Source organism: Pseudomonas sp. P4795, assembly GCF_048822895.1.
GTDB lineage: Bacteria > Pseudomonadota > Gammaproteobacteria > Pseudomonadales > Pseudomonadaceae > Aquipseudomonas.
In genome coordinates this window covers 99,278-118,043 of sequence record NZ_JBMFBT010000003.1, presented here as the reverse complement: position 1 = coordinate 118,043, position 18,766 = coordinate 99,278, and the positions used below count along the sequence as shown (strand labels likewise).

General features: G+C 57.9%; 17 protein-coding genes and 3 tRNA genes. 2 read left to right on the top strand and 18 right to left on the bottom strand.

Annotated features, from left to right (window positions below; translation table 11 throughout):
• Positions 1-60: 60 nt before the first annotated feature.
• The 3 genes from ampE to ACOI8A_RS09135 all read right to left on the bottom strand — a co-directional run bounded on the left by ampE (position 61) and on the right by ACOI8A_RS09135 (position 3,706).
• Positions 61-894 (bottom strand): regulatory signaling modulator protein AmpE, encoded by an 834-nt coding sequence (gene ampE, locus ACOI8A_RS09145; protein ID WP_420651498.1) that lies wholly within the window; start codon positions 892-894, stop codon positions 61-63.
• Positions 891-1,451 carry a 1,6-anhydro-N-acetylmuramyl-L-alanine amidase AmpD gene (gene ampD / locus ACOI8A_RS09140; protein ID WP_420647567.1) on the bottom strand — a complete coding sequence of 187 codons (561 nt, stop codon included), beginning with the start codon at positions 1,449-1,451 and terminating at the stop codon, positions 891-893. The genes ampE and ampD overlap by 4 nt, the downstream gene beginning before the upstream one ends.
• 65 nt (positions 1,452-1,516) lie before the next feature.
• Positions 1,517-3,706: a DUF1631 domain-containing protein gene (locus ACOI8A_RS09135; protein WP_420647566.1), complete on the bottom strand. Its 2,190-nt coding sequence runs from the start codon at positions 3,704-3,706 to the stop codon at positions 1,517-1,519.
• A gap of 295 nt (positions 3,707-4,001) precedes the next feature.
• Here ACOI8A_RS09135 and nadC point away from each other — a divergent pair, with 295 nt between their 5' ends.
• Complete coding sequence (gene nadC / locus ACOI8A_RS09130) at positions 4,002-4,850, top strand: carboxylating nicotinate-nucleotide diphosphorylase (RefSeq protein WP_420647565.1); 849 nt, start codon at positions 4,002-4,004, stop codon at positions 4,848-4,850.
• 51 nt (positions 4,851-4,901) lie between these two features.
• Here the strand turns inward: nadC and ACOI8A_RS09125 are convergent, their stop codons facing one another.
• Positions 4,902-5,201, bottom strand: a complete 300-nt coding sequence (locus ACOI8A_RS09125; RefSeq protein ID WP_420647564.1) for a DUF6388 family protein — start codon at positions 5,199-5,201, stop codon at positions 4,902-4,904.
• A 276-nt stretch (positions 5,202-5,477) separates the two neighbouring features.
• Here ACOI8A_RS09125 and ACOI8A_RS09120 point away from each other — a divergent pair, with 276 nt between their 5' ends.
• A complete protein-coding gene (locus ACOI8A_RS09120; protein ID WP_420647563.1) occupies positions 5,478-5,972 on the top strand; it encodes a hypothetical protein in 495 nt (164 codons plus the stop codon).
• Between the two features lie 4 nt (positions 5,973-5,976).
• On the opposite strand, the gene ACOI8A_RS09115 is transcribed toward ACOI8A_RS09120, so the two are convergent.
• The 14 genes from ACOI8A_RS09115 to folP form a co-directional block, all read right to left on the bottom strand.
• A tRNA-Thr gene (locus ACOI8A_RS09115) sits at positions 5,977-6,049 on the bottom strand.
• A gap of 126 nt (positions 6,050-6,175) precedes the next feature.
• Positions 6,176-8,281, bottom strand: coding sequence for a polyribonucleotide nucleotidyltransferase (pnp, locus tag ACOI8A_RS09110; RefSeq protein ID WP_420647562.1), 2,106 nt, complete (start codon positions 8,279-8,281; stop codon positions 6,176-6,178).
• 193 nt (positions 8,282-8,474) lie between these two features.
• Positions 8,475-8,744 carry a 30S ribosomal protein S15 gene (gene rpsO, locus ACOI8A_RS09105; protein WP_003177875.1) on the bottom strand — a complete coding sequence of 90 codons (270 nt, stop codon included), beginning with the start codon at positions 8,742-8,744 and terminating at the stop codon, positions 8,475-8,477.
• Positions 8,745-8,887: 143 nt separating this feature from the next.
• Positions 8,888-9,805: a tRNA pseudouridine(55) synthase TruB gene (gene truB / locus ACOI8A_RS09100; RefSeq protein ID WP_420647561.1), complete on the bottom strand. Its 918-nt coding sequence runs from the start codon at positions 9,803-9,805 to the stop codon at positions 8,888-8,890.
• A gap of 4 nt (positions 9,806-9,809) precedes the next feature.
• Positions 9,810-10,211, bottom strand: coding sequence for a 30S ribosome-binding factor RbfA (rbfA, locus tag ACOI8A_RS09095; RefSeq protein ID WP_008088344.1), 402 nt, complete (start codon positions 10,209-10,211; stop codon positions 9,810-9,812).
• Between the two features lie 160 nt (positions 10,212-10,371).
• Complete coding sequence (gene infB, locus ACOI8A_RS09090; protein WP_420647560.1) at positions 10,372-12,897, bottom strand: translation initiation factor IF-2; 2,526 nt, start codon at positions 12,895-12,897, stop codon at positions 10,372-10,374.
• Between the two features lie 27 nt (positions 12,898-12,924).
• Complete coding sequence (gene nusA / locus ACOI8A_RS09085) at positions 12,925-14,406, bottom strand: transcription termination factor NusA (protein WP_042557594.1); 1,482 nt, start codon at positions 14,404-14,406, stop codon at positions 12,925-12,927.
• Positions 14,407-14,465: 59 nt separating this feature from the next.
• A complete protein-coding gene (gene rimP, locus ACOI8A_RS09080) occupies positions 14,466-14,924 on the bottom strand; it encodes a ribosome maturation factor RimP (protein WP_420647559.1) in 459 nt (152 codons plus the stop codon).
• A 139-nt stretch (positions 14,925-15,063) separates the two neighbouring features.
• Positions 15,064-15,140: transfer RNA gene (locus ACOI8A_RS09075), tRNA-Met, on the bottom strand.
• Positions 15,141-15,237: 97 nt separating this feature from the next.
• Positions 15,238-15,323: transfer RNA gene (locus tag ACOI8A_RS09070), tRNA-Leu, on the bottom strand.
• A gap of 22 nt (positions 15,324-15,345) precedes the next feature.
• Positions 15,346-15,729 carry a preprotein translocase subunit SecG gene (secG, locus tag ACOI8A_RS09065; RefSeq protein WP_420647558.1) on the bottom strand — a complete coding sequence of 128 codons (384 nt, stop codon included), beginning with the start codon at positions 15,727-15,729 and terminating at the stop codon, positions 15,346-15,348.
• 4 nt (positions 15,730-15,733) lie between these two features.
• Positions 15,734-16,489 carry a triose-phosphate isomerase gene (tpiA, locus tag ACOI8A_RS09060; protein WP_420647557.1) on the bottom strand — a complete coding sequence of 252 codons (756 nt, stop codon included), beginning with the start codon at positions 16,487-16,489 and terminating at the stop codon, positions 15,734-15,736.
• A 65-nt stretch (positions 16,490-16,554) separates the two neighbouring features.
• The gene (gene glmM, locus ACOI8A_RS09055) at positions 16,555-17,892 is read right to left on the bottom strand and encodes a phosphoglucosamine mutase (RefSeq protein ID WP_420647556.1); all 1,338 of its coding nucleotides are present in this window, start codon (positions 17,890-17,892) and stop codon (positions 16,555-16,557) included.
• A 16-nt stretch (positions 17,893-17,908) separates the two neighbouring features.
• Positions 17,909-18,760, bottom strand: coding sequence for a dihydropteroate synthase (gene folP / locus ACOI8A_RS09050; RefSeq protein ID WP_420647555.1), 852 nt, complete (start codon positions 18,758-18,760; stop codon positions 17,909-17,911).
• Between the last annotated feature and the right edge of the window lie 6 nt (positions 18,761-18,766).

Here is an 18,766-nt window from a genome sequence, read left to right as displayed (position 1 = left end):
GGGGAGGTTTTGTAACTTAAGGTTAACGAGGGAGATTGCCTCCCTCGCGGCACCGATGAACTACGGCAGAACCGTCCACAGCGCAAACCCGGCATACCACAACACCGCCGCACGCAGCAGCAGTTCCCACAGGCTATCAAGGGTGGTGATGCCTTCGGGACCAACCGCCGCTGGCGGAATTTCTCCGGCCACCAGCCCGACCTTGTTGATCAACTGCGCCGCGCTGATGTTCCAGTTCAGCAGCTCATGCAACATCACCCGGCTGACCGCGACGAAGTTGCCCACCAGCGCCAGACTCGCCGCCAGCAATCGCACCGGAATCCAGTCGAAGGCGTGGCGCAACTGCGCTGCACGTTCGGCCACCGCCGGGTTTTGCGCATGCTCTTCGGCCAGCGCCAACAGGCGATAACTCAGCGCAGCCACCGGGCCGAGCAGGAAATACCAGAAGATCACCGCGAAAAAGCTCTGATAGGCCTGCCACAACAAATGCCGTTGCACCTGCTCCAGCAGTTGCTCGCCGCTCTCGGCGCAGATGTTCAAATCACGCTTGGCCACATGCGCAGCCGCTTGCAGATCCTCACGGCGCCAGGCATCGCGAAACGGCCCGAGACCGCCGAGCAGATCGCCGCGCCCCAGACTGTAAATCACCACCAGCAAATGCACCGGCAACGCCAGCAGGCCGTAGGCCACCGGCTCCAGCACCAACAGCAGCAAGCCGAGCAGCGCCACCGGCAGCAACACCAGAATCGTCAGCACCAGCCACGGTTGCTTCGCCAAGCCGCCGCTTTCAAGTTTGTGCAGCTCGCGGATCCATCCGCCATCGCGTTGAACCCGATGGCGCAGGGCCGAGAATTTCTCGATCCACAGCGCCAGCAGTAACACCAGAAAACTCATTGTCCTTCCTCTTTTGCCAGGGCCGCGCGGTAGCGCGCCCAGTCGAATGCCGGTCCCGGATCGGTCTTGCGCCCGGGCGCGATGTCGCTGTGGCCGCAGATGCGTTCGGCAGTGATCGCCGGAAACGCCGTTTGCAGCTGACGGGTCAGCACGGTCAACGCCTGATATTGCGCATCGGTGAACGGCAGATCATCGGTACCTTCGAGCTCGATGCCCACGGAAAAATCGTTACAGGTTTCGCGGCCGTCGAAATTCGACACGCCGGCATGCCAGGCCCGCTCCAGACAGGAGACAAACTGAGTGACCTTGCCGTCACGTTCAATCAGAAAATGCGCTGAGACGCGCATGTCGGCGATCCCTGCAAAGTAGGGATGCTCAGTGACATCCAGACGATTCTGGAAAAATTCCTGCACCTTGCCGGTGGCGAACTGCGCAGGCGGCAAGCTGATGTTGTGGATCACCAACAGGGAAACTTCGCCCGCCGGGCGCTCATTGAAGTTGGGCGACGGGCAAGCCTGCACGCCGTGACACCACCCGCTTGCGGGATCCAACTGCATACCGATTCCTTCAACGCCGACTGTGTTGGCGCCCAGTATGCCGTGATCGGCCCCCGGCGCGCGAATCAGTTGGCGTGATTGAGCCGTCGCAGATTGACCAGCACCGACTCCATCGCGCGGTCGAATAGCGAGGTGTCGTCCAGCGTACGTACTGCGCCACGGCGGAATTCCAGGGCGAGGCTGGTGCGGTTACGTTCGAGCACTTTCATTCCGGTGCGATCGACAAATACGTATTTGCCGGTGGACTCGATGATCGCCGCCAGTTTGCAGCGCAAGGTGTGATCCTCGTCTTCTTGAAAAACCACCCAACTGCCGAGGCGCAATTGCTGCACCTGACGCAGCCCTGCGTCGTCCTGAGCCAGCAGTGCGGATGAATGTGCCTGTGCGCCGTCGTCGGCCAGACGTAAAACAATTTTCTGCGATACCTCGATCAACGCCGCATCGGTTCGACCCGGCTCGACGGCGCCTTGCAGCGCACGTACGTGCAACGCTTCCAGCTCACTGAAAAATTCGCTGGTGGCGAACGGATCGAACGCTGAGCTGCTCAGCCCGTCACGCAGTGACTTGAGCAAACCCGGCACCAATGCCAGCAGACGCAGGCTGGAATCGGCGTCATCCTGCGGCTGTACGCTCCAGATCAATTGCTGCATGGTCTGCACGTCAGCGTGCCATTCGGCAGACTGGTCACCGTGTTTGAGACGTGTCAGCAGCAAGACCTTGCTCCAGGCGTTCTCGACGAAGTTCACGACCGAGACCGGCAAGCGTTTGCCCAACAGTGCGTGATTCAGCGCCTGTTCGACGCGCTGACGGGCCAACTCGGTTTTCGCCCGGCCCTCCTCGGCGTCCCGCAAACGTTGCTCAAGCAATTCGCTACGGCGACGCTCATCGCTGGTGAACGCGAGGAAGTCGGCAAGCAGCTCGGAGAATATCGCCGGGTCGTCGACAAAATCTGTCAACAGACGCTGCACCACCTGCTCGATGCGCAGATACAGACTGTCGCGCTTGCTACCGTGACAATCGGCCCAACCCATGGCCGCATCGGCGATTTCGTTGAGCAGGCGCCGCGCCGGGTGGCTGCTGCGGCTGAAGAAGCTTTTGTCGATGACCGCGACTTTGAGCATCGGGATCTGCAATCGCGCGATTAACGCTTTGAGTGAGTCCGGCAGGTTGTGATCGTCGAGAATGCACTCGAACACCATCGCTACCAGGTTGATCACGTCTTCATCGGCGCCCCCGACGATACGCGACTTGCCGCTTTTGACGCTGACTCGCGTGAGCAACTGTTCAAGCTGATTGCGCAGATCAAACTCATCCTGCGCCGCAGTCAGGGCCGGTACGTATTGCTGCAAATGCGAGAGCAGGCGCAGCAAATCGCGGGAGGAAATCGGTTGCGCGGGGGCACTGGGTTCAAGCGTTGGCGCCACACTGCCGCGTACGTGCAGCAGCAGTTTCTGCAACGCGGCGAAGACTTCCTGCACGCCGGCATCAGACTGCGGCTGATCGGCGCCGTCCGACTCGGTTTGCACACTGGCGGCGGCACGGTCAGTCACGCGCCGGGCGGGCGCCGGTTTCAATTCCGGCAGCACGCCTGTGGCCACCAGCAATTGATTGGCTTCGGCGTAGAGCTGGTCGGTGTGGGTCAGCACATAGCGCTCGAACAACTTGAGCAGGATCAGTTTGACCTTTATCTCCACACCCAGATCACGCCCGGCCTTGAGGAAATATTCGCAGAGCATCGCCGGCCCCAGCGGGTTGTGCTGGCCGTCGAGAGTCTTGCCGAGCAACGCATTCAGGCGCGCTGTCAGTTGGTCGAGAGCGAAGCCGTCACGGTTGAGCACACGGCCGACCATGGTCTCGATCGCAACGGCGCGCTCCATGTCGTCGGTGCGCGCCGGGTTCTGCTCGGGCATCAGGGCCGCAGGCAACGCGTGCTGAGTGAAATCGTATTGGGTGAGGCCGACGAAGGCCTCGAAGAATTGCTCGAGAAAGCCACGCTCGATGTTTTTGCGCTTGAGGCGCAGGTCGCGCATGGCTTCGAAGAAGATGTTCTGTTCGACGTCGTTGCGCGCGCGGTCGGCCATTTCGAACAGGGTGTCGTCGGCATTATCGAACAATTCCTGCAAGCCCTGGCGCAGTTGCTGGGCAGCCTTGTCGCGCACCTGAAGCAGAATCACAGGCAGGCGGGCGAGCGGCGAGTGATTCGCCTGATCGGTAGTGGCCTTGTGCAAAGGCACTACTTTCCCGTCGTTGTGCATCCAAGCCTCCTGGAACGGTAATTCTTCTTGGGTCAGAAACGTCCGGTGCGCGGGCCGCAGCCTCTTTTCACGTCAAAGCTATGACGTCAAATGCAAGGCGGATTATCGTGCAAAACATGTCGCGAGTGCCAGTAGCCTCAGGGTTTCCCCTAGTACCGGATCTATGCAACTGACCGCGCCGCAGCGGCGTTTGCTCAAAAGGATTCGACCGGATGCACGCCGCATACAGGTTCCGGCCTTGGGTTGGCTCGCACCATGCCCCTATAATCGGATCACTTAGTTTGTGGAGTCCGTTATGCCGAATCTACGTCTCGCCGATTTGACCGCCGAAATCGAAGCCAACGTGCGCCGTGCGCTGCTCGAAGACGTCGGCAGCGGCGACATCACCGCGCAACTGATCCCGGCCGAACGTCTGGCCAAAGCCACCATCATTACTCGCGACGCCGCCGTCATCAGTGGCACGGCGTGGGTTGATGCAGTGTTTCGCCAGCTCGATCCACGGGTCGCCGTGCATTGGCAGGTGCGCGATGGCGAGCGGGTGCAGCCCAATCAGCCGTTGTTTCATCTGGAAGGCCCCGCTCGCTCGCTGCTGACTGGCGAACGCAGTGCGCTGAACTTCCTGCAACTGCTTTCTGGCGTGGCGACGCGCGCGCAGTACCTGGCGGATTTCGTCGGCGAGACTCAAGTGAAGCTGCTCGACACGCGCAAGACCCTGCCCGGCCTGCGTCTGGCGCAGAAATACGCGGTGACTTGCGGCGGTTGTCACAACCATCGCATCGGCCTGTACGACGCGTTCCTGATCAAGGAAAACCACATCGCAGCGAGTGGAGGCATCGCGCAAGCCATTGCTGCCGCGCACAAGATCGCGCCGGGCAAACCGGTGGAAGTCGAAGTCGAAAGTCTTGCAGAGCTTAAAGAAGCGCTGGAGGCAGGCGCCGACATCATCATGCTCGACGAACTGAGCCTGGACGACATGCGCGAAGCGGTGCGCCTGAACGGCGGCAAGGCGAAACTGGAGGCCAGCGGCGGGATCAACGAAAGCACGTTGCTACCGATTGCCCAGACTGGCGTGGATTACATCTCGATCGGCGCGATGACCAAGGATGTGAAGGCGGTGGATCTTTCGATGCGCCTGAGTCTCTGAGACGCTCGCGCAATAAAAAACGCCAGCCCGGATGAGGCTGGCGTTTTGGTTTCAGACCACCAGATTATTCATCTCGCAGTACTCGTCCCATTCAACGCCAAGCACCTCGGCCGCCTCTTTGTGCAGGACCAGGCGCGCAGCCTCGAACTCCTCCGGCGTGCTCGTGTACTTGAGCGTCAGCTCCCACGGCTGCAAGCCCTGGGCTTCGGCTTCGTCTTCGAAGGCCCACTGGATCTGGTCTTTCTGATCATCAGGACTCAGGTCCTTGATCTCTTCTTTCAGGTCCGGCACGGCCAGAATGTACTTTTCCAGCGCTAATTCGTGACGTTGCTCTTGAGTTAATTCGGTCATGGCGTTCTCGTTGATCGTAAGAATGGAGGATGGATCTGGATCATCAAGGATCTCTCTGACGCGGATTGTCCGGCCTTCGGAACCATTCGGGATCATCTGAAAACTGCTAAGCGATGCTCATGCAGGCACCGAATATAGGACGTTTGCATGACGAATTACACGCCTCTTTACATCTCTTTCGTAAAAAGTTGACCTGGGGAACATAAATGCGCATTTCCAGTCATAGCGTTGTGCCACATCGGCACTCACATTCGCTGTTCACAAGGAATCCCAGTGATGCGCAGTTTTTTCAAGACCTCTTCCGTTAAGTCCGCTACCGCTCTGCTTGCACTTCTGGCTGTATCGAGCAGTGCAATGGCTGTTGAATTGAGCACCAGTAGCCCGTCTTTCGGTGACAAGGTTTCCCTGATTCACGACGATTACGGCAAGCAGGTCGTGATCAAGAGCGAGATCAGCATCGATGATCTGAAGAAAATGCGCGACACGATCAGTGAGCAGTCACGGCAGATCGAAGAACTCAAACGCAGCAGCGGCTCCAGTTCGAGTTCCAGCGGCAAGGAAATCGACGACCTGAAGAACAAGGTCAAGGAGCAGGAGCGCGATTTGAACAACCTCAGCCGGCAAGTAGAAGAGCTCAAGCGCAGTAGCGGCTCCAGCTCAAGTTCGAGCTCCAGTGAACTGTCGAACCTCAAGCAGAAAGTCAGCGATCAGGATCGGGCGGTCGACCAGCTCAAACGCACTGTTGAGGAGCTGAGCCGCAAGGTGAAATAATTTTTGCCCGAGACAGGAATCGAACCTGCGACCTTCGCGTTACGAGTGCGCTGCTCTACCGGCTGAGCTACACGGGCGGTGGGCTAAACCTAGCACCGGTGCTGAACTCCGGCAACTTTGTGGCCACCGTTGTTTCGCGGACAAAAAAATGCCCCACCGTTTTCACGGTGGGGCATTTTTATTGCGCTAAAGCGGTGGGGTAATTAAACGCCCGACGCCTTGGCAGCTGCCACGTCTTTGATCGACAGCTTGATACGGCCGCGGTTGTCCACGTCCAGTACCAGTACTTCAACTTCCTGACCTTCTTTCAGAATGTCGGTGACTTTCTCTACGCGAGCGTCGCTCAGCATCGAGATGTGCACCAGACCGTCTTTGCCCGGCAGGATGTTGACGAATGCGCCGAAGTCGACGATGCGCTCAACCTTGCCGACGTAGATCTTGCCGATTTCCGCTTCTGCGGTGATGCCCAGAACGCGCTGACGTGCAGCTTCAGCAGCTTCCTTGGTTTCGCCGAAGATCTTGATCGAGCCGTCGTCTTCGATGTCGATCGAAGCCTTGGTCTCTTCACAGATCGCACGGATGGTCGCGCCACCTTTACCGATAACGTCACGGATCTTGTCGGTGTCGATCTTCATCGCGATCATGGTCGGAGCATTTTCCGACAGCTCGGTACGCGACTGACCAATGATCTGGTTCATCTGGCCGAGGATGTTCAGGCGCGCTTCCAGGGCTTGGCCCAGAGCGATTTCCATGATTTCTTCGGTGATGCCCTTGATCTTGATGTCCATCTGCAGCGCGGTAACACCTTTGGCGGTACCGGCTACTTTGAAGTCCATGTCGCCGAGGTGGTCTTCGTCACCCAGGATGTCGGTCAGAACAGCGAACTTGCCGCCTTCTTTAACCAGACCCATGGCAATACCGGCAACCGGCGCCTTCATCGGCACACCAGCGTCCATCAGGGCCAGGGAAGCGCCGCAAACGGAAGCCATCGAGCTCGAACCGTTGGATTCGGTGATTTCCGAAACCACACGGATGGTGTACGGGAACACGTCGGCGGCAGGCAGCATGGCTGCGATCGAACGACGGGCCAGACGGCCGTGACCGATTTCGCGACGACCAGCGCCACCCATGCGACCACACTCACCTACCGAGAACGGAGGGAAGTTGTAGTGCAGCATGAACGGGTCTTTTTTCTCGCCTTCCAGAGTGTCCAGCAGTTGTGCATCACGGGCGGTGCCCAGCGTTGCAACGACCAGAGCCTGGGTTTCGCCACGGGTGAACAGAGCCGAACCGTGGGTCTTTGGCAGAACACCGACTTCGATGTTCAAAGGACGTACGGTTTTGGTGTCGCGACCGTCGATACGTGGCTTGCCGTTCACGATGTTTTCGCGAACGGTGCGGTATTCGATTTCGCCGAAAGCCGCTTTGACTTCGCTGGCAGAAGGTTGACCTTCTTCACCGGACAGCTTGGCAACAACCTGATCCTTCAACTCACCCAGGCGAGCGTAACGGTCGGCCTTGATGGTGATGGTGTAAGCCTGGGAGATCGCTTCGCCGAACTCGGCACGGATAGCGCCCAGCAGTGCAGTGGCTTCAGGCTGTGGAGCCCAGGTCCAGGTTGGCTTGGCAGCTTCGGCAGCCAGTTCTTTAACGGCGTTGATCACAACCTGGAACTCGTCGTGAGCAAACAGTACCGCGCCCAGCATCTGGTCTTCGGTCAGCTCTTTGGCTTCCGATTCAACCATCAGAACGGCTTCCGAAGTACCGGCAACGACCATGTCCAGGCTCGAAGCTTTCTGTTGTTCGTAAGTTGGGTTCAGCAGGTAGCCGGTGCTTTCGTGGAAAGCAACGCGGGCGGCGCCGATCGGGCCGTCGAACGGAATGCCCGAGATAGCCAGGGCAGCCGAGGTACCGATCATCGCAGCGATGTCCGGATCGGTCTTTTTGCTGGTGGAAACGACGGTGCAGACAACCTGCACTTCGTTCATGAAACCTTCTGGGAACAGCGGACGGATCGGACGGTCGATCAGTCGGGAAGTCAGGGTTTCTTTCTCGGAAGGACGGCCTTCACGCTTGAAGAAACCGCCAGGGATCTTACCGGCAGCGTAAGTTTTTTCCTGGTAGTGAACGGAAAGAGGGAAGAAGCCTTTGCTCGGGTCAGCGGTCTTGGCGCCAACAACGGTCACCAGAACGGTAACGTCGTCGTCAACGGTAACCAGCACTGCGCCGGAGGCTTGACGGGCGATACGGCCTGTCTCGAGGGTAACGGTCGACTGACCGAACTGAAATTTTTTGATAACCGGGTTCACGGTGTCCTACCTTCTTTGTGGCTCTTGGGGAAACTGGTTTCTTGCGAATTCTTGGGCAATGTCGGGAATCGGCCCAACGCCTGTCCAGGGTAAAACGTGTATCCAGATAAAACTTGAGGCTGGGAGCCTGCCAGGCGCCAGCGGGAATCCCACTGACGCGCGACAGACAACCAACCTCTAGCGCAATCGCTTATTAGCGACGCAGACCCAGGCGACCGATCAGAGTCTGATAACGACCCAGATCCTTGCCTTTCAGGTAGTCCAGCAGCTTGCGACGCTGGTTTACCATGCGGATCAGACCACGACGGGAGTGGTGATCTTTACCGTTGGCCTTGAAGTGACCTTGCAGCTTGTTGATGTTGTGGGTCAGCAGTGCAACTTGCACTTCTGGCGAACCAGTGTCACCAACAGCTTGCTGGTAGTCAGCAACGATTTGAGCTTTTTCTTGAACGTCGAGAGCCATGAGGCAATCCTTTTATCAGGAAACTGTTTCAGAAAAACAGTTTCAACAGGCCAGGGACAAATCCCTGTATCTATAAATGAGTAGTGACCGTGCCTGTTGACAGCCACCCTCGCCAGCCTGCTGTTACACAGACCGGTTTTCGGTCATTCCGACCGAATCAGTCGACGCGGCGCAATGCGCCCGTCTTCGCTCACTTCACCGATACCGATGAAACGACCGTTGTGATCCTGTACCCGCACCATGCCGAACTTCGGAGCATCTGGAGCACGTACCGGCTGGCCATTGAGCCAGTAAAACGCGCTGTGTTCCGAGAAGTGCAGCAGCGGCCAATCCTGCAGGCCGCTGTCCGATGGCATCAGGAAGCGATCAACCGCTTCGTTGCCGCCTTCGGCATGTACCGCTTCAAGCTCTTCGAGGGTTACGGTCTGCGCCAGGGTGAAAGGCCCGGCCTGGGTACGGCGCAATTCAGCGACGTACGCACCACAACCGAGTTGCTCACCAATATCCTCCACCAGGGTGCGAATATAGGTGCCCTTGCTGCAATCCACCGCGAGGCGCGCAGTATCACCCTCGAAGGCCAACAATTCCAAGCGCGCAATAGTAACAGAACGCGGTTCACGCTCCACTACTTCGCCTGCACGTGCCAGCTTGTACAGGGGCTGGCCATCACGCTTGAGCGCCGAGTACATCGGCGGTATCTGACTGATAAGCCCGCGAAATTTCGGCAATGCAGCTTCGACATCGGCGCGACCAACGGTCACCGGGCGTTCCTGCAAAACTTCGCCCTCGGCATCCGCCGTGGTCGTGGTCTTGCCCAGTTGCGCCAGGGTTTCATAAGCCTTGTCGGAATCGAGCAAGTATTGCGAAAACTTGGTGGCCTCACCGAAGCACAGCGGCAACACGCCGGTGGCCAGCGGATCAAGACTGCCGGTGTGCCCGGCTTTCTCGGCGTTGAGCAACCAGCGCACCTTCTGCAGGGCAGCGTTGGAGGTGAACCCCAATGGCTTGTCGAGCAGGATGATGCCGCTGACGTTACGGCGGATACGTTTGACCTGAGCCACCGAGTTACTCCTTGGTGTCTTCGGGTTCAGCCGCAACCGGGTGCTGATTGTCTTCAGCCACAGCGCGCTCGATCAGGGCCGAGAGGTGCGCACCACGCACGACGCTTTCGTCGTAGTGGAAGTGCAGCTGAGGCACGCTGCGCAACTTCATTTCACGCGCCAACTGCATGCGCAGGAAACCGGCGGCAGAGTTAAGCACCTTGATGCTTTGCGCGATGTCTTCAGCATTGTCCTGACCCATCACGGTAATGAAAATCTTGGCGTGACCGACGTCACGGCTGACTTCCACAGCGGTAATGGTGACCAGGCCGACGCGCGGGTCTTTGACTTCACGACGGATCAGCTGTGCCAGCTCACGCTGCATCTGATCGCCGATACGTTGGGTACGGCTGTATTCTTTTGCCATGTCTTGTTACCTGTTACTGCCTCACGGTGAAACCCGTGGGGTCTGAAAGCGGCAAACGCCCGGCCTGGCTAAATGCCAGACCGGGCGTTGCGTTTAGAGTCCTGCCGCCGTGCCGCGCATTTGCATGCTACGGCCCGACGTGGCCCTTGAAGTGCGCGAGTCAGAGGCTGCGAGCAACCTGAACCTTCTCGTAGACTTCGATCTTGTCGCCAGGTTTGACGTCGTTGTAGCTCTTCACGCCGATACCGCATTCCATGCCGGCACGTACTTCGGAAGCGTCATCCTTGAAGCGGCGCAGGGATTCCAGCTCGCCTTCGAAGATAACGATGTCTTCACGCAGTACACGGATTGGACGGTTACGGTGAACAACACCTTCGATAACCATGCAACCGGCGATCGCGCCAAACTTCGGCGAACGGAACACGTCACGCACTTCAGCGATACCCAGGATGTTCTCGCGAACATCGCTGCCGAGCATACCGGTGAGGGCTTTCTTGACGTCTTCGATGATGTCGTAGATCACGTTGTAGTAACGCATGTCCAGACCTTCCTGCTCGACGATCTTCCGTGCGCCAGCATCGGCACGCACGTTGAAGCCGAACAGTACAGCGTTGGAGGCCAGTGCCAGGTTGGCGTCGGACTCGGTGATACCACCGACACCGCCACCGACAACACGCACTTGCACTTCGTCGTTACCCAGGCCGTTCAAGGCACCGTTCAACGCTTCCAGCGAGCCACGGACGTCAGATTTGAGGACGATGTTGAGCGTCTTCTTCTCTGCCTGGCCCATGTTTTCGAAGATGTTTTCCAGCTTGCCAGCGTGAGCGCGAGCCAGTTTGACTTCGCGGAACTTGCCTTGACGGAACAGAGCCACTTCACGGGCTTTCTTCTCGTCTGCAACAACGCTCATCTCGTCGCCAGCGTCCGGGGTACCGTCCAGGCCGAGGATCTCGACCGGGATGGAAGGACCGGCTTCCTTGATCGGCTTGCCGTTCTCGTCGAGCATGGCACGTACACGGCCATAGTTCGAACCGACCAGAACCATGTCGCCTTGGCGCAGGGTACCGTCTTGAACCAGAACGGTTGCAACCGGGCCACGACCTTTGTCGAGACGCGATTCAACTACAACGCCACGACCAGGAGCCGATGGAGTCGCTTTCAGTTCGAGAACTTCGGCTTGCAGCAGGACAGCTTCGAGCAGCTCGTCAACACCAGTACCGACTTTCGCCGAAACCGATACGAACGGCGTTTCACCACCCCACTCTTCCGACGTCACGCCGTGAACCGACAGTTCGCTACGGATGCGATCGAGATCGGCGCCCGGCTTGTCGATCTTGTTCACAGCAACAACCAGTGGAACGCCAGCCGCTACTGCGTGCTGAACAGCTTCAATGGTCTGCGGCATCACGCCGTCGTCCGCTGCAACGACCAGAATCACGATGTCGGTCGCCTTGGCACCACGGGCACGCATTGCGGTAAACGCGGCGTGACCAGGGGTGTCGAGGAAGGTGACCATGCCGCGTTCGGTTTCAACGTGGTATGCACCGATGTGCTGGGTGATACCGCCGGCTTCGCCAGCAGCTACCTTGGCACGACGGATGTAGTCGAGCAGCGAGGTCTTACCGTGGTCAACGTGGCCCATTACGGTCACGACTGGTGCACGGGAGAACGACTCGCCTTCAAACTTCAGGGACTCGGCCAGGGAATCTTCCAGAGCGGTGTCGCTGACCAGGGTCACTTTGTGGCCCAGTTCTTCGGCTACCAGTTGAGCAGTTTCCTGATCAAGCACCTGGTTGATGGTCGCTGGGGTACCCAGTTTGAACATGAACTTGATGATTTCAGCAGCCTTGACCGACATCTGATTGGCGAGATCGCCAACACTGATGGTCTCGCCGATCTGCACATCACGCACGACAGGGCCGGTTGGGCTCTGGAAACCGTGGGCATTGCGCTTCTTCAGCTTGGCCTTGCCGCGACCACCACGACGGAAGCTATCGCTCTCTTCGTCGGTAGTGCGTGGCGCCACACGTGGAGCTGGTGCTTTTTCCTTGACCGATGCGCGATGTGGAGCGTTTTTACGCTCGCCATCACCACCGCCACTGCGACGATTGTTGTCGTCGGCACGTGGTTTGTCAGGACGACGCTGTTCGTTCTGCTTGTTGCGAACGTCAGCAGACGGTGCTGGAGCAGCTGCAACCGGGGCGCTTTCGCGTACTGGCTGGGCAGCAGCGGCCGGCGCCGAAACGGCGTCGTTAGCTGTTTGTGCGGTAGCAGGCTGGCGACGCGCTTCTTCTTCGGCGCGCGGCTTGGACTCTTCTTCAGCCTTCTGACGGGCAGCATTTTCTACTGCGCGACGTTCGTCCAGTTCACGCTTGCGCTCGGCTTCGATTTCTTCCGGGCTGCGCTGTACGAAAACTTTCTTCTTGCGAACTTCAACACTGATGCTTTTGCTACCAGCCACACGCAGGGTGCTGGTGGTTTTACGCTGCAGCGTGATCTTGCGTGGTTCTTCCACTTTCGCCTTGTGGCTGCTCTTCAAGTGAGTCAGCAGGGATTGCTTCTCACTGTCAGTCACATTTTCTTCGGCGGCGGTGTGCGGCAGACCTGCCTCACGCATCTGCTGCAACAGGCGCTCTACCGGTGTTTTGACCTCATCGGCCAGTTGTTTCACCGTGACTTGCGTCATGCATTTCTCTCCTCAGGCCGCGCCTAATTACTCGAACCAGTGGGCTCGGGCGGCCATGATCAACTTGCCGGCACGATCATCGTCGATGCCGTCGATGTCGAGCAGATCGTCAATAGACTGCTCGGCCAGGTCTTCGCGGGTAATTACGCCGCGCACCGCCAGTTCCATCGCCAAATCCTTGTCCATACCCTCAAGCGAGAGCAGGTCTTCGGCCGGATGGGCGTCTGCCAGCTTTTCCTCAGTAGCGATGGCTTTGGTCAACAAACGATCCTTGGCGCGAGCGCGAAGCTCGTTGACGGTATCTTCGTCAAAGCCGTCGATGTTGAGCATTTCTTCCAACGGTACGTAGGCAATCTCTTCCAGGCTGGTGAAGCCTTCATCTACCAGCACCTGTGCAAGGTCTTCGTCGACTTCCAGCTCGTCGATGAAGTTGCGCAGGATGTCGCCGGTTTCTGCTTGCTGCTTAGCCTGGATGTCCGATTCGGTCATCACGTTCAGGGTCCAGCCAGTCAACTGGCTTGCCAGACGCACGTTCTGACCACCTCGACCGATGGCCTGAGCCAGATTGTCTGCGCCAACGGCGATGTCCATTGCATGGGCATCTTCGTCAACGATAATCGCCGCCACTTCTGCCGGCGACATGGCATTGATCACGAACTGTGCCGGGTTATCGTCCCACAGGACGATATCGACACGCTCGCCACCCAACTCGCCCGACACTGCCTGGACGCGCGAACCGCGCATACCAATGCACGCGCCTTGCGGGTCGATGCGTTTGTCCTTGGAGCGGACAGCGATCTTGGCGCGCGAACCCGGATCACGGGACGCTGCCATTACTTCGATCAAGCCTTCAGCGATTTCCGGCACTTCGATACGGAACAGCTCGATCAGCATTTCCGGCGCGGTACGCGACAGGATCAACTGAGGGCCGCGGTTCTCGGTGCGGATTTCCTTGAGCAGCGCACGCAGACGAACGCCGACACGGAAGGTTTCGCGAGAAATGATGTCTTCACGAGCCAGCAACGCCTCAGCGTTGTTGCCCAGATCGACGATCACGTTATCGCGGGTAACTTTTTTCACGGTGCCGGAGATGATTTCTCCCAGGCGCTCGCGGTAGGCGTCGACGACCTGAGCACGCTCGGCTTCGCGAACTTTCTGCACGATCACCTGTTTGGCGGTCTGCGCAGCGATGCGGCCGAATTCGATGGAGTCGATCTTTTCTTCGACAACGTCACCGACATTGGCGCCAGGGTGCGTTTCAGCAACCTTGCTCGGCCAGGTCTCGATCGCCGGATCATCAAGATCGTTCTCTTCGACCACCGTCCAGCGACGGAAGGTTTCGTATGCACCGGTGTGGCGGTTGATTTCCACACGCAGGTCAACTTCGTCTTCAAAACGCTTTTTGGTAGCAGTGGCCAGAGCCAGCTCCAGCGCTTCAAAAATCACGCTAGCCGGTACGCCCTTTTCATTGGATACCGACTCAACAACCAGCAGTACTTCTTTGCTCATCGTACGCCTCGCCTTTCGCAAGCCATTGGATCCGCGGTACCCGCAGTATCCGGCACGTCTCAGTCAAAACTGGGAATAATGTTGGCCTTGTCGATCATATCGATCGGCAACAGAAACTCATGGTCATCTACCTGCACCACGACGTCCTGCTCTTCTACACCGCGCAGAAGGCCCTGAAAGTTGCGTCGACCTTCAAAAGGCGAGCGCAGCTTGATCTTCACTTGGTCACCGGCAAATTTTGCAAACTGCTCAATAGTGAACAGTGGGCGCTCCATGCCAGGCGAGGAAACTTCAAAGGTGTATTCAACGGTGATCGGATCTTCAACGTCCAGTACACCGCTGATCTGGCGACTGACGATGGCACAATCGTCCACCAGCACGCCGCCTTCTTTATCAATATAAACGCGCAACATTGAGTGGCGACCTTGAGCCGAAAACTCAATACCCCAGCATTCATAGCCTAGGGCCACGACCACCGGGGCCAGCAAGGCCTGCAACTCTTCTAGCTTGCTCGACACCTGAAACCCCCTCGTGCATGTATGTGCATGCTGTGCAAAATAAAAAAATGGGCGAAACGCCCATCCTTGAAACGCCGTCGAACAGCGGCGTTGAAAGTGTCCAGCTAACAAAAAGCCCCTTAAAAGGGGCTCCTTAAACTGGTTGCGGGGGCCGGATTTGAACCGACGACCTTCGGGTTATGAGCCCGACGAGCTACCAGGCTGCTCCACCCCGCGACAAAGCTGGGGCGGAAGTATACGACCGATCCTTCACAGGGTCAATGTAACCTTCCACCTGCAAGAAAGCCCGCTGTAGCGGGCTTTCTTGACTAATTGGTACCGAGAAGGGGACTCGAACCCCTACACCCTATGGGCACAACCACCTCAAGGTTGCGTGTCTACCAATTCCACCACCTCGGCAATACTACGTTTGAAACCCTTCTTACTTTTGCTCTTGAGCTGGAGGCACGTCAGTCGCTGGAGTAGCCGACTTTTGCTCTTGAAGCACCGGGACATCATCAGAAGCCGGTTGTTGCTTAGGCATTTCCAACACTGCCGGGTTTGGCAAACCTGCTTGAGTCAGCTGGTGAGCTTTCTCTTTAGCAAAGTAACCTAACCCTAAGCTGGTTATGAAGAAACCGGCGGCAAGTATAGCAGTAAACTTACTAAGAAAGGTAGAGGAACCTTGGCTTCCGAACACAGTATTTGAAGCACCTGCTCCGAAAGACGCACCAGCGTCCGCACCCTTACCCTGCTGCAGCAAAACCAGAGCAACTACGCCCAATGCACCCAGCAGATGAAAAACGACTACGACTGTTTCCAGCATTTTTTCAGTTTCCCGCGGCGCGACAGATCGCACCGAACTCATCTGCATTCAGGGAAGCTCCACCAATGAGCCCCCCATCGATATCCGGCATGCCGAACAGTTCGACCGCATTGGCCGCCTTCACGCTGCCGCCGTATAGAAGCCGCACACCTCGTGCGACTTCAGAATTCTCTGCCGCCAACTGCTCACGGATTGCTTTATGCACATCCTGAGCCTGCTGCGGCGTTGCAGTCAGTCCGGTACCAATGGCCCAGACCGGCTCGTAAGCGATAACTGCATTGGCAAAAGCACCAACACCCAGCTCCTCGATGATGCTGCCCAGCTGACGCCCGACAACCTCAAGAGTTTTCCCGGCTTCGCGCTGCTCCAGGGTTTCCCCTATACACAACACCGGAATCAAGCCACATGCCTGTGCCGCTGCGAACTTGCGATTCAGCATTCCGTCTCGCTCGCCCATAATCTGACGGCGTTCGGAATGCCCCACAAGCACAAGGGAACAACCTGCATCCACCAACTGACTCGGTGCAATTTCACCGGTCAATGCACCTTGCATGGATTCCACCGCAGAGTTCTGCGCGCCGACCGAAATCGACTTACCCTTCAGACCATCAATCACTTGATTGATATGCAAGCAAGGCGGGAAAACCGCGACATCAACACCGCTTGGCAAGGCCAGATGACGAAGGCCGTTGATCAGCTCAGCGACGCTGGCGCGGGTACCGTGCATCTTCCAGTTACCAGCTACCATAGGGCGACGCATGCTGTACCTCGTCGGTCAAAGTGGGCGCAGATGTTACCCAACACATTCATGGCTTGCAAGCCGTATCAGGCAGAAACTTCAGTTACCAGTTTTGCCAGTTCTTCGGCATAGCCACGAACCTGAGTTTCATCCTCACCTTCGACCATGACACGTACCAGCGGCTCGGTGCCGGACTTGCGCAACAACACGCGACCGCGACCCGCCATCGCCTCGGTTACACGGGCACTGGCTTCCTTGACTGCCGGATGCTCAAGCGGGCTGTCGCCGCCGCCAAAACGGACATTGATCAATACTTGAGGACATTTGCGCAACGCCTGGCGGGTTTGGGCAAGACCCTCACTGCGAGTCTTCAGCGCCATCAGCACCTGAAGCGCCGCGATGATCGCATCGCCAGTGGTGGTGTGATTGAAGCACACGACATGCCCCGAGTTCTCACCACCCACAATCCAGTCACGCTCCAGCAACTCGGCAATCACATATCGGTCGCCAACATTGGCACGCACGAAAGGAATTCCCAGATCCGCCAGAGCCAGCTCCAGACCAAGGTTGCTCATCAAAGTACCGACCACGCCGCCCTGCAACTTGCCACGCTCATGCAAATCGCGCGCAATAATGAAGATCAGCTCATCGCCATCAACGATCGCACCAGTGTGATCGACCATCAGCACCCGATCGCCATCGCCATCGAAGGCAATACCCAGATCCGCATGCTCAGCCAGAACTGCTGCCTGCAATTGACCCATATGGGTGGAACCGCAGTTTTCGTTGATGTTCAAACCGTTCGGCTGAGCTGACAGAACCACTACGTCAGCACCCAATTCGCGGAACACACTCGGCGCAACTTTATAGGTAGCACCGTGCGCGCAATCAATCACGATTTTCAAACCGGCAAAACTGGTGCCGGTAGGTACGCTGCTTTTGCAAAATTCGATGTAGCGACCGGAAGCATCATTGATTCGCGATACTTTGCCGATCTTGCTCGACTCGACCACAGTCATCGGCGTGTCGAGCAACTCTTCGATCATCAACTCCAGTTCATCCGGCAATTTGGTTCCTTTGCCGGAGAAAAACTTGATGCCGTTATCGTCGTGCGGATTGTGCGATGCGCTGATCACGATCCCGGCCTCGGCCTGGAACGTACGGGACAGATAGGCGATAGCCGGTGTCGGCATCGGCCCGAGCAGCATCACATCCGCACCCGCCGAGGTAAGACCTGCCTCAAGCGCGGATTCGAACATGTAGCCGGATATCCGCGTGTCCTTGCCGACCAATACCTTGCAGGCACCCATCTTGCGGAACGCCATACCGGCGGCCCAGCCAAGCTTGAGCATGAAGTCAGGAGTAATCGGGTATTCGCCGACGCGACCACGAATGCCGTCGGTACCAAAATATTTTTTGCTCATAAATACTCCTTCATCCTTATTCGGCTGATTCCACGGCCGCGATCATCCGTACTACATCTACCGTTTCCGCGACATCGTGAACGCGCAAGATTCTCGCACCTTTGACCGACGCCAGCGCAGCGAGTGCCAGACCACCGTGCAGTCGCTCGCCTACAGGGCGATTCAACGCCTGCCCAATCATGCTCTTTCGCGAAACACCGACCAACAGCGGACGCCCCAGCGCATGCAGGGCCTCCATATGTTTGAACAAGCTTAGATTGTGCTGCAAGGTTTTGGCGAAACCAAAGCCAGGATCGAGAATGATCCGCTCCGCAGGAATGCCGGCCGCAGCGCACTGCGCCATACGCTCGCCGAGAAACTCGGCCACCTCGCGAGTGACATCAAGATAGTGCGGATTGTCCTGCATATCGCCAGGCTCGCCCAGCATGTGCATCAGACACACCGGCAAACCGGTAGCCGCAGCGGCATCCAAGGCACCATCGCGACGCAACGAGCGAACATCGTTGATCAGGCCAGCACCGAGCCGCGCAGTTTCGCGCATCACGGCGGGAGTCGAAGTATCGACCGAGATCACCACATCCAGCTCGCGATTGATCAACTCGACGATTGGCGCCACGCGCTCCAGCTCCTCCAACGGAGAAACCGCACGAGCGCCGGGCCGGGTGGACTCGCCGCCAACATCAATCAGCGTCGCGCCGGCCGTGACCATTGCTTCAGCGTGGCGCAGGGCCGCATCGAGCTGGCTGTATCGGCCGCCATCAGAAAAGGAATCAGGGGTTACATTGAGAATACCCATGACATGCGTCCGGGCCAAATCAAGAACCCGGTTGCCGCAAGGCAACCGGGTCAGGGACTGTACGAAAGTCATTTCAAG